Source organism: Novipirellula sp. (assembly GCF_041583735.1).
Taxonomy (GTDB): Bacteria; Planctomycetota; Planctomycetia; order Pirellulales; family Pirellulaceae; genus Novipirellula.
In genome coordinates, this window is record NZ_JBFHFD010000244.1 from 1 (window position 1) to 11795 (window position 11795).

Annotated in this window: 9 protein-coding genes and 2 tRNA genes; 4 read left to right on the forward strand and 7 right to left on the reverse strand. The window is 56.0% G+C overall.

Features of this window, described 5'->3' with window-relative positions:
- Positions 1-286: 286 nt before the first annotated feature.
- A complete protein-coding gene (arfB, locus tag ABX962_RS18105) occupies positions 287-715 on the reverse strand; it encodes an alternative ribosome rescue aminoacyl-tRNA hydrolase ArfB (protein ID WP_372721443.1) in 429 nt (142 codons plus the stop codon).
- A gap of 149 nt (positions 716-864) precedes the next feature.
- Between arfB and ABX962_RS18110 the strand changes: the two genes are divergently transcribed.
- Entirely contained in the window at positions 865-2262 is a 1398-nt protein-coding gene (locus ABX962_RS18110; protein WP_372721444.1) for a PQQ-binding-like beta-propeller repeat protein, read from the forward strand.
- Between the two features lie 98 nt (positions 2263-2360).
- Here ABX962_RS18110 and ABX962_RS18115 read toward each other — a convergent pair whose 3' ends face one another.
- Positions 2361-3527, reverse strand: coding sequence for an FAD:protein FMN transferase (locus tag ABX962_RS18115; RefSeq protein ID WP_372721445.1), 1167 nt, complete (start codon positions 3525-3527; stop codon positions 2361-2363).
- Between the two features lie 289 nt (positions 3528-3816).
- Here ABX962_RS18115 and ABX962_RS18120 point away from each other — a divergent pair.
- The 3 genes from ABX962_RS18120 (at position 3817) to ABX962_RS18130 (ending at position 4732) form a co-directional block, all read left to right on the forward strand.
- Positions 3817-3905 (forward strand) — tRNA-Ser (locus ABX962_RS18120).
- 124 nt (positions 3906-4029) lie between these two features.
- A tRNA-Lys gene (locus ABX962_RS18125) sits at positions 4030-4102 on the forward strand.
- A gap of 246 nt (positions 4103-4348) precedes the next feature.
- Entirely contained in the window at positions 4349-4732 is a 384-nt protein-coding gene (locus ABX962_RS18130; RefSeq protein ID WP_372721446.1) for a group 1 truncated hemoglobin, read from the forward strand.
- A 22-nt stretch (positions 4733-4754) separates the two neighbouring features.
- Here the strand turns inward: ABX962_RS18130 and ABX962_RS18135 are convergent, their stop codons facing one another.
- From ABX962_RS18135 to ABX962_RS18155, 5 genes are all read right to left on the reverse strand, one after another.
- Positions 4755-5291, reverse strand: a complete 537-nt coding sequence (locus ABX962_RS18135) for a type 1 glutamine amidotransferase domain-containing protein (RefSeq protein WP_372721447.1) — start codon at positions 5289-5291, stop codon at positions 4755-4757.
- Positions 5292-5370: 79 nt separating this feature from the next.
- Positions 5371-5709, reverse strand: a complete 339-nt coding sequence (locus ABX962_RS18140; RefSeq protein ID WP_339937375.1) for a P-II family nitrogen regulator — start codon at positions 5707-5709, stop codon at positions 5371-5373.
- Positions 5710-6100: 391 nt separating this feature from the next.
- Positions 6101-7519, reverse strand: coding sequence for an ammonium transporter (locus ABX962_RS18145; protein WP_372721450.1), 1419 nt, complete (start codon positions 7517-7519; stop codon positions 6101-6103).
- Positions 7520-8566: 1047 nt separating this feature from the next.
- Positions 8567-10081 (reverse strand): proline--tRNA ligase, encoded by a 1515-nt coding sequence (gene proS / locus ABX962_RS18150; RefSeq protein WP_372721448.1) that lies wholly within the window; start codon positions 10079-10081, stop codon positions 8567-8569.
- A 220-nt stretch (positions 10082-10301) separates the two neighbouring features.
- Positions 10302-11795, reverse strand: a 1494-nt coding sequence (locus ABX962_RS18155) for a flagellar hook-basal body complex protein (protein ID WP_372721449.1), incomplete at its 5' end; no start/stop codon positions are given.

Sequence of the window (11795 nt, forward strand, 5' to 3'; positions counted from 1 at the left end):
CAATCCGTTCTGTTCAATAAGGAAGAAAACCGGCTGTTTCAGCGCCGAGACTTGAGTATAACAGCCAACCAAGCCCGGTGAAGCATTGTTGACATTTTACCACGCATCGGTTTGCCGCCCGCCGGGGCCGGGTTTGCCGTCTGCAGGGCCTGAGGTTTACCGCTTGCGGGGCTCGTGCCAGAGCATTCGTTCTCCACCGCTAGCAGACTCCTTCTCCACCGCTAGCGGACGAATTTTCTGCCGCAGGTGACCTTGTGAAAACGGGATTTACAACCCGATTTACGGCCTATTCGTCGATGCGAGGACCGCGGCGATTATGCTTTTTCTGCGAGTTTTGCCGCTTTTTGTCGAGCCGTCGCCGCTGGCTGCCACGGGTTGGTTTGGTCGCCTTGCGAGGGGTGGGGGGAGCTTGGCATTCCAATAGCATCTCGGCCAATTTGGTGCGTGCGTCGGCGAGGTTGCGAGCTTGATCACGATACCGCTCGCTATGTACCAGCAATTCACCATCGCGGGTGATGCGGTTTTGGTAGCGATTGACAAATCGCCGTCGCCACCCCGGATCAAAACCGCGGCAATCCGCCAACGACCACCGCAACGTCACTTTTGAGTTGACTTTGTTGACGTTCTGGCCCCCAGGACCGCTGCTACGCGCTGCCGTGAAATTTAGATCCCCCGCCGGGATCGAAAGCCGTGTGTTTACAAATAAATCATTCATGGTTCTGCGTTAGATTGTAGGCCGTCAGCAAGTTGCGTCGACAGCAGGAAAGTTTTTTTGCCTACGTTGGTAATCCAAACAAACCTGACGTAAGTTGAGTGCGACTCGTTCCGCATTGATTTATCGAAGTACCACCCGGAGACGTTTGAATGGCTTTTGTTGCGCGTTGTCAAGTTGGGATTCTCTTTCTGATTGCCTTTGGCATCGCAGGCTTTGCGATACCGCTGGCGGTTGTGGGCGAGGATGCGGTCACCCCCGGATCGGGGCTGCGTTGGCCTCGTTTGTTAGGCGAGGATTTCGACGGCAACGCGGCGACCAAGCAAACGTTCGATTGGTCCGAGAAACCTCGTTTCGTGTGGTCGTTGGAAGTAGGCGAAGGTTATGGACTCGGTTCGGTATGGGGTGATGAATATTTTCAGTTTGATGCCGAGTCAACGGAATCCGGTCCGCAAGAGCGACTTCGTTGCCTTGACCTGAATACCGGCAAAGTGAAGTGGCAAGACGCACGGCCGCTCCAGTATCGCGATATGTACGGTTACGAAAGTGGTCCTCGTTCTACCCCGACACTGGATTCGCAGTCGGTGTTCACGTTCGGTGTCGCCGGCGAACTTGTTTGCCGAGATCGCAGCACGCATCAAGTCCGCTGGGCGGTCGATACAAACAAAAAGTATGTCGTGGTTCAGAACTTTTTTGGCGTCGGATCGTCGCCGCTGCTGGTTGATGATTTGGTCATCGTAATGGTAGGCGGAAGTCCTGCCGAAGACGCGTCAATCGCGCCGGGACGATTAGATCGAGTCTCGCCCAATGGTTCCGTCTTGGTTGCGTTCGACAAAGTGACGGGAAAGGAACGGTGGAAGTGCGGTGATGATTTAGCGAGTTACAGCAGTCCGAGAACGATGCAAATCGACGGGCAAACTCGAGTGCTTGTTTATGCTCGCGACAACCTATGGTGCGTTGACCCTAAGTTTGGCAAAGTGCTTTGGAAATATTCGCATCGTGCCGACATCCTCGAAAGTGCGATTGCGATGACCCCGGTGGTCGATGCGAACCAAGTCTTTATCAGTGAGTGTTACCAGATCGGCAGCGTGCTACTGAACGTGTCGGCACAAAAAGCAGAAGCGGTTTGGAAAGACCCTCCGTTTGATCGCCGTAGTCAAGCGATGCGTTCGCACTGGGCTACGCCCGTATTGATCGATGGATTTTTGTACGGATGCAGTGGCCGAAACGCGCCGGACAGCGACTTCCGCTGTATCCAGTGGGATACGGGCGAAGTGAAATGGAGTGACTCGCGTCGCACCCGCGCCTCGGCAACTCGCGTCGGGGATGTGATGTTGGTGTTGGAAGAACGCGGTACGCTGCAGGTGGTCAAGGCCAATCCCGAAAAGTTTGAACTGCTCAGTGAGTGGCGGCTCGATCAAACCGATACCGATCAAGACAATGTCGAGGTGCCGCCGATTCGTTACCCCTGTTGGTCGGCGCCGATTGTGGTTGGCAATCGAATGCTGGTGCGAGGGGATGAACGTGTGGTTTGTTTCGAGTTGCGTTGACCGTGCGGATCGTCGTTGATCGCTGCCAATGTCGTTGATCGCTTTGGGGCATCACGCACATTGCTGGGACGCGATTCTAGTTCCGACATGCGTGCTGTTCAGACGCGATCGCTGGGGGCCGGCGGATCGATCCAGTGAAATTCGCCCAGTGTTTCAATCTTGGCGGAATCCTGTTTCTTGCCGCGGTGGACCATCATCGCGGCGGCCACCTTGCTTTGTTGAAATTGCTGGCGGACGACATCGGAACCTGAAACGAACAAGCCCGTCGCCAACGCATCCGCATCGGTTGCGTTGTCCATCAGCAACGTCAATGACAACAGGTCACCTGCGGGATAGCCGGTACGAGGATCGATCACATGCCCGTAGCGGCGTCCTTGATGATGGAAGAATTGTTTGCCTGAGCCGCTGGTAGCAAGTGCTTGGTTGCGAAGCCAGATGCCGGCCAATCGGCGATTCGATTTAGTGGGATGGGCGAGGCCGACAGCCCACCCTAGCCCGCTGCCGGGGGTTTGGTCGCCGCTGGCGATCACGCTGCTATTGCCGCCGTGAATTAAAAAGTCGTGGACGCCTCGGTCTTGCAAGTGCTTCGCCAATCGGTCCAGCGCATCTCCTTTGCCAATGCCTCCAAGGTTGATCGCCATGCCGGGGACGGCAAAGCCGACGGTACGATGGGTTGGGTCGAGTTGGAGATGTTGATAGCCGACCACGCGGCGTGCCGATTCAATCTCGTCGGCCGAGGGTTTCTTGCCGCTGCGTTGAGTGAATCCCCAGGCTTCGACCAGTGGGGCGGCGGTGATGTCGAACGCGCCGCCGGTATGTTCGCCCCAGTGCACGGCTCGCTGCAATAACGCAAACGTGGGGGGAGAAACCGAGACGGCGGTTTCGCTCGCCAACAGATTGATTCGCGAAATCTCACTCGTCGGGCGATAGATCGTCAGATCCGCCTCGATCCCCTCAAGCAGGTCGGCGGCTTCGACTGCGGCTTCGACCGCCTTACCAGGACGACCGTCGTGCTCGTGTGGCTGGTCCGAGTCGACCGAAGGATCGGGTGAGGGGGCGGAGGCTTCCTGGCTGGGCAATAGAATTACAAATTCGGTAGCCATTGCCTTGCGAGTGATTTGGCAAATCGAATAGGCGTCCGATGCGGCGGACCGAACCGGTTGGTCCGTGCCGCCGGGCTCACGTGGATTGTCGGGCTTGCTGGGCTCGCTGGGATTGCGGGGCTCGCTGGGATGTTCGTCCGAGGAAGAGGGGGGCGGGGTCATCCAAAGGGTCGGTGTTGGGAGGAGTGGGGCGTGAAATGAATACGAAAAGTTAGAGATTTTTTTTCAGCTCGTAGTGAACTTCGGACCGATCCAGTTGTCTATTGGTCAGTCGCTAGCGGCGTCGAGCCCGTCAATTGCTGGTAAATACGGAGAATATGCGGTTCTTAACGTTTTTGCAGCGGCTGAAAAAAAGCCTTGCCAACATCAGCCAAGCGTGGGTTGCGTTTTCGGAGCGGATTCAGCACAATCTGGCTTGCTTGACTGAAGTTTAGCGAAGCACAGCGAATAGGGAGCGGTGGCTGAGTGGTCGAAAGCGCCGGTTTGCTAAATCGGTGATCCGGGAAACTGGGTCCGCAGGTTCGAATCCTGTCCGCTCCGCTTAGATTAAGACCCAAAAGCATCAAACCAAGAAAAACTTGGTTGCTCTTGGGTTTTTTATTCGGTATTTCCAAAGTCAGGTGATTTTCAGTTGGGTTGGTTTTTTTCCTGCCAGCGAAAATCAGAGGGCGTAGCTCAGTCGGTAGAGCAACGGACTTTTAATCCGTTGGTCCTGGGTTCGAGTCCCAGCGCCCTCACTGCTCTTCGCGAGAAGAGATTAACCCGGTGTCCCCGTTCAGGACACCGGGTTTTCTTTTGCGCGTTCAGGGCGTGCTAGAACGGAGCGCGCTAGAAGACGGAGCGTTCTCGAATGCTCGATGTTGCCGTGCATGACAAGTCTTTTGGGTTAGCACGAGAACGGGCGGCGAAAGTCTTGGCGGCTCTGGCGATACGAAGTATGCTACAGCCGTTCTGTACACCGCCACACGCAAGGCTTCGCTTCGATGAATCATGATTCGCCCGAATTGTTTGATCGAATGGGGGGAGCCGACGCGCTCTCCGCGATCGTCCAAGATATGTATGAGCGTATCTTCAATGACCCTCAACTCGCGCCGTTCTTTAAGCATGTCCAGGCCGATCGGCTGCGTAAGATGCAGTACGAATTCTTAGCGTCGGCTTTTCAAGGCCCGGTCAACTACACCGGGGCCGAATTGACTGCGATTCATCACAATCGTGGGATTCACGCAGCCCACTTTGCTTTGTTCTGCAATCACTTTGCCGAGGCGGCGAGAGCCCACGGTGCGAAGGAAGCGGATGTGGATCAAGCGCTCGGGCAATTAGCAACCTACAAAGACAAGATCACCGGCGACTCGAACGTCGACGGCTGATCCGAATTCGCCGCGTTTAGCTTTAGCGGCTCATCATTTGGATGATCGCTCGACAGAAATCGGGAAGGTCATCGGGGCGGCGGCTGCTGATGTGATGCCCATCGACGACGACCGCTTCGTCCTCGTAGGTGGCTCCGGCGTTTACTAGATCGTCTTTGATTCCTGGTGACCCTGTCACGCGAACGCCGCGATAGACGCCCGCGGAAATCGTAATCCAGCCGCCGTGGCAAATCGCGGCAATCGGTTTCTTGGCGGAATCAAAATCGCGAACCAGTTGCAGTAGCACGGGGTCACGTCGCAGTTTGTCGGGCATGAACCCGCCAGGCACAATCAGCGCGTCGAAATCATCAGCGGCCATGTCGGCGATCGCTGCGTCGCTGGTGCAGGGATAGCCATGTTTGCCGTTGTAATGTTGGTTTGCTGCAGGGCCGGCAATCGTGGTGGTGGCCCCCGCTTCTTCGAGCCGCAGCTTGGGGTACCACAGTTCGAGGTCTTCGTAAATTTCGCCGACCAGGATCAGGATGCGTTGGCCGGACAGGGGTAAGTTGTCACTGGACATCAGGATGAATTCTTTCGCTGAGGGTGGCGGAGTGGAGGGGGGGAGAGGAGCTGCGAGTGACGGCTCGATCGCTTCGCTGCTAGATCGCTTCGCTGCCGCGTTCTCCGGTGCGGATGCGAACGCAGTCGTCCATCGGCAGCACAAAGATTTTGCCGTCGCCAATTTCGCCGGTATGGCCCCCTTCAAGAATCGCGTCGACGGTGGGTTTGACGAACTCTTCGTTTACCGCGATTTGCAGCTGGACTTTCCGCAGCAGATTCACGCTGAATTCGTGCCCACGATAGACACCGGTTTGGCCTTTTTGCCGTCCGAACCCTTGGCAATCCATCACGGTCAAACGAAACACCTCGACTTTGGTCAGGGCTTCTTTGACGGCTTCAAGCCGACTCGGCTGGATAATGGCGATAATCAGCTTCACGGCTAAGCACGATCAAGAAAGGAGGATGGCGAGTGATTCCCAGTGGCGACTCGGAATCATAAGCAAACAGACACGATAACGGCATTGTACAACGACAACCAGCGAGGGCGTAGGGCGTCCCCGATTCGAAAAGTGCATAAAAAAAGCCTCGCGACGTGAATCGCGAGACTTGTGAGTGAAACCCCGACCCGGACGAGTGAGGCGGACACTCGCCGCGGGCCGTTGGGGCTCATTCTGGCTCCGTGAGGAGCCAAAAAAAACAGCTTGATTTTTCCGCCTTACCGGGCTGCCCCGCCGTTGCAGTGAGAGAATCCATCTCGTGCAACGGCGGAGCTGCGGTAGGTAGCTTCGATCGAAGGCTTTATCCTCAGCCTTTCATCTTTTCTTAGCGTTACGCGGTGACGCCTGCACTGTATGAATCCGAGGGGTAGGCGTGCATGCCGTGCTCGGAAACATCCAGACCCGCTTTTTCTTCTTCAGGCGATACTCGTAACATCCCAATGGCCTTCAAGACCAAGAACAGTCCGAACATGGTGACGAATGCCCAGATCGCATAAGCCACAACGCCAACCGATTGAATCATCAGCGAGGTGCTGCCACCGTCCAAATGAGTATTGGGCAGCAGGCCAATTGCCAAGCATCCCCACATACCACACAGACCGTGGACGGGCCATGCACCGACGGGGTCGTCAATCTTCAGTTTGTCCAACAGCATCACACCGAACACAACCAGTCCACCGGCAACGGCACCGACGACAACCGACCATCCGTTGGTGAAGCAGTCACAGCATGCGGTGATACCGACAAGTCCACCCAGAGCTCCATTGAGGCTCATGGTCAAATCGGGATGGCCAAACAAGGCCCAGCTAATCAGGGTTGCCACGACGACACCGGCTGCAGCGGCAAGCGTGGTGTTCACGGCGATCAAAACTGTCGCGTCGATGTCGCCCGTTCCTTGGAAAGCGAGCTGGCTGCCAGGGTTAAACCCATACCAACCGACCCACAAGATGAAGACGCCAAGTGCAGCGAAGGTGATGTTGTGGCCAGGAAGTGGTACCGATTTGCCATCCGAGGTGAAGCGTCCCAAGCGAGGGCCGAGAACAATCGCTCCAGCTAGGCCTGCGAAGCCACCAACCATGTGGACGACAGCCGAGCCGGCGAAGTCTTGGAAGCCCATGCTGTAACCATCAGCGGTCAATTCACCGAACTGCATCAACCATCCGCCGCCCCATTTCCAGAATCCACTGATCGGATAGATCAGGCCGGTCAACAGAGCACTGTAGGCCAAGTAGGCAACAAATTTCATACGTCCTGCAACGGCACCCGAAACAATCGTGGCTGCGGTTGCGGCGAATACGGCTTGGAAGAACCAATCCACTTGAGGGCTGAAGGTACGATCGGCTGCCGAATCATAGATGCCATAATGAGGCACATTGAAGTAGGCGTTGGGCTCCGAAACATAGCTGCCCGCATACATGATCGAGAAGCCGAATGCGAAGAACAACAAGGCTCCGACGGCCAAGTCCATCAAATTCTTGTAGAGAATGTTGACGGTGTTCTTGGCCGAGTTCAGCCCCGCTTCGACCATCGCGAAGCCAGCTTGCATGAACAAAACCAAGACCGCACAGATGAACAACACAAAGTTGTCCAGTGCGTAACCGACACCCAAGTCGGCCTCTTCTACTACCACTTCTTCGCTGGGGGCCGCGGCGTCGCCCGCACCGACCGTTTCCGCAATTTCCATAACCGCCGCAGACTCATCCTGAGCTGAAGCGACCGGCGCGAGCGCGATGCCGCTCCCCAACAACATGCCAAATAGAACTAATGCCGATAGCATCGGCGTCCGTAAACCGTAGAACATAAATCCGCCTTCTTTCTGTAAACCTTGAATCATTAACCGGTGATCAGATGACGCCCGGTCGTGCCAGTCACTCGCGGGCCATACATGACAGGAAATCACTCCGTTCCACTTCGCTCGTTTCTAAGATGAAAATTCAATCGCTGAGAAAGTGGGAGTGCTTTCTTGGTGACTGAGTGACTAAGCACGAGGTGGGCCAAATGCCGTTGTTTTTGTTCTTTTCTTGTCGCAAGCCTTTGTTGGTAAACGACTTAAGTTTAATTTTTAATTTTCGCGTTGCTCGGGTTAGGCAGGAGTGAAGATCCTGCGAGCTAACGAGACAGGCATGTTGAAATCGAGGTGCCTGTATTTTGTGCAGAAGAGTGGCGTCGGTTTCGGTTACCGGAATCGCCGGCGACGCTGGGCATTTGAGTCCCCGTTGAACGTCAACGCCGATGGTGCCGGGGCATTGAAAACGGCTGATTTAGTTAGCCGTTTTGGCGCTAGCCACGGTTTTGACGCCATCCAACGGGCACTAGCGGCCAAACGCACCGCCGTGAAGCATTTTTTCGTAGCTACCTTCGCCAGAAGGTGGTGATTCGTATTGGCCCGGCAACCATCCACGCACGGGCGAGCGTAGCTACGGAACGCAAATGCAGTCATTTCCCGTCTCTAAATTCTTCACTGCGTTTGCCCAAAACGGCTAGCATAAGAGCGGTCCCGTCTTGCTGAATCAGCCGTCGTCGTTGCGGGGACGTCGCTGCGCATCACGCCCGCAGTGTGGCGAATTCGCGGCTGCTGCGGCATGGGGGCGGACGAGGCGAGAATTCGTGTCGTGAAGATTCAAATTTCGGTATCGCAGAAACCGAAACCAGCGATGAAACCGTTGTCAGAGAGACTCGGCGTTAGAAGAGCGGAACCCCCGAGCGGTTGGCGAAACGCCAACCGCGGATGCTTGCCGCGCCGAACGTGTTGCTGAACGCGTGGCAAGAGAACCAGCAGCATGCATGCTGCTGTGTTTTAGTAAGCCTTCGCGAAGATCGCTTTTTGCGTCGCCGGACGGCCGGTGGCAAAGCACACGCCGCTGGCTGCGTCTTGGTCGCGAGGGATGCAGCGAATCGTGACTTTCAGCTCTTTGAGCAGTTCGTCAATCGAGGCTTCGTCTGCGAAATAGCAGCTAGCAAAACCGCCATGGATCTCGGGTTGCTCTTCGTTTTTGGGCGTAAAGAACGCTCGGAAATCGGCTTCGTTGTCGATCGTGACGGTGTTGTCTTGGCGCAATTTGAGGGCGCGGTCGAACAAGTTTTGCTGCATTTCGCCGAGAATTGTCGCAATCGTGGCGATGAACTCTCCGCGTGGTAACCCGATGCTCTTGGGTTGATCGCGACGTCCCAGGAAGACCGAATCTTTTTCGATGTCTTTGGGCCCGACCTCCACACGCAGCGGTACCCCTCGTTTGACATGGTGCCATTTCTTTTCGCCCCCGCGGACGTCTCGGTCATCGACTTCGACGCGAATGGGCATTCCGGCGTACGACTGAGCCATCAATTCGTTTCGCAACGTTTCGACGTACTGCATCACCTCGGTTCGCTGATCGGCATCGCGATAGATTGGCAAGATCACGACTTGGGCCGGAGCCAAACGTGGTGGCAGCACGAATCCGTCATCATCGCTATGAGTCATGATCAACGCGCCGACCAGCCGCGTTGAGACGCCCCAGCTGGTGGTCCAAGCAAACTCTCGCTCGCCAGCTTCGGATTGGAACACAATCTCTTGGGCCTTCGAGAAATTTTGACCCAGGAAGTGGCTGGTGCCTGCTTGCAGTGCTTTGCGATCCTGCATCATCGCTTCGATCGTCAGCGTATCGACGGCACCGGGGAAGCGTTCGGCCGGCGTTTTGCTGCCGATGATGACGGGCATTGCCATCCAATTTTCGGCAAAGTCGGCGTACACATCGATCATCCGCTCGGTTTCTTCGATCGCTTCGGCGGATGTCGCGTGAACGGTGTGTCCTTCTTGCCACAAAAATTCGGCGGTCCGCAAGAACATCCGCGTTCGCATCTCCCAACGCATCACGTTGGCCCATTGGTTGATCAAGATCGGCAGGTCGCGGTAACTCTGAACCCACTTGGCATACGTCGCACCGATGATCGTTTCGCTGGTGGGACGAATGATTAGCGGTTCTTCGAGCTTGCCGGCGGGACGTAATCCCCCTGCCGGATCGGGTTCGAGCCGATGGTGTGTGACGACGGCACACTCCTTCGCAAATCCCTCGACGTGCTCGGCTTCCTTTTCCAGGAAGCTCATCGGGATCAACAGCGGAAAATAAGCATTTTGATGCCCGGTGGCCTTGAACATGTCGTCCAACGCCCGTTGCATGTTTTCCCACAATCGATAACCCCACGGCTTGATCACCATACATCCGCGAACAGGTGAATTTTCGGCCAAGTCGGCGGCGCGGATCACCTGTTGGTACCACTCGGGATAGTCGTCCGCACGCGTCGGTTGGATGGCGGTCTGAGGTGCTTTGGCCATGGGATCACGAGGAAGTTAAGGGAATGGAGACGCGTGGAACCAGAAAAAGGCAACACCACACGGGCGGTCAAAATGAGGCGGGCAGGCGGAAACAGACGCTACCCCTGCGAAAACGCAGATTGTGGGGGCTTTAGCGGATTTGGCTAGACCCCGACGATCTTCACCCTACGGAACATGCTGGCGAGTAATGCACGCGATTGGATCTGTAGCCCTCAGCACGTTATCGTCGCAGATTCAGCAGTTCGTCAAGCAATTGTTGACTCGTGGTGATCACCCGGCTGTTGCCTCGATATTGGGTGCTGGCCAACACCAAGGCGATCAAGTCTTTGCCGATGTCGGTGTTGCTCAGTTCCAAGGCACCACCGATGACGCTGCCGATCCCGTTTTGCCCAGGGCCCCCTTGAACGGGAAGACCGGTGTTAACCCCTTGAGCATACAGGTTCAGTCCACGTGCTTCCAAACCGGCAGGGTTCGCGAAGCGAGCGAGTTGAATTTTGCCGAGGTCACGCGAGATACCGTTGCTGAAAACACCTCGGATGGTGCCGTCTTCGCCGATCGCGAAACTGTTCAAAACGCCCGGGCCGCTGCCGTCTTGCTGCGTTGCCGCAAGGGTCGAGTTTTCGGTCGCGAGTCCCGAAACACGTCCAAAGTCGACTTTGATTTGCAGAGGCGAGACACTCGGAGTCCCCTCGCGGGCGATCGCAATTTTGTCGTTGGTGGCGTTGATGAAGTTGCCGTTGCCGTCGAACTTGATCAACCCGGTGCCGACGGCGATATCGGTGCCGCCGTTGGTTTGGTTGCCGCTGCTGTCGGCGTACCAACGATAAATCGTTTGCTCGTTCGTGCGACTTTCCAACGTCGTGGACATGCGAACGTTGATCGGAACCCCTAGCGAGTCATAGACGACAAAGTCGCTGACTGCACTCTGCCCGGTGGCTTCTTGGACGGTTCCAAAGGCCAAGTTGGGCGTCGTGACGTTGCCATCGCGGCCGACGATACGGAACCCCGACAGGTCGATGTCCAACGCGTTGGATTCGCCATTGTTGCTGACAAATTCAATCTTTCCGTCTTGGATATAACCGCCTGCGGAAATCGTTCCGGTTTGACCGGGCAAGTGATTTTCCGATTGAGGAATCGGATTTTGGGCATCCACCTGGACGGTTTGGATCCCCGACGAATCTTCGATAAAGTCAATGAAATCTTGGAGCGTGGTCGTTTCGCTGATCTCGAAATCTTTGGTGCCCAGCGCGCGGCCTCCTTTGCGGCCACTGTAGCTGAGCGTTCCTAATTGAAACGCTTTTTCGTAGGTCACGCCGTCACGTTTCAGTACATCCGTTAACAGCGTCCCGGCGTTGATCTTGGGACCGTCCATGTCGAGCGTCTTATTGCCGGCGACGGTCAAGTCGGAAATTTCAGCGTCCGACTTTCCATCGGTATAGGTTTCACCCGGCGCGACGGTGTCGACCAAATAGAAGTTGTTTTGGTCATTCGACAGGTTGCGGTAGATTTTGATTTCGTTGTAGTTCGGAAATCCGTCGGTGATCGACGGCGTCGGCGGCGTGGGAAAGTCCGACAGCGAAATCCGTCCCGCTACGATGTTTTGTGGACCGATCATCACGCTGGGACGCGTTTCCGGTTCACCCGCGCGACCATAGGTGATCATGTAGGTGTAGTTGCCCGTCAACGTATCGGTGTCCAGCGCATTGGACGACAG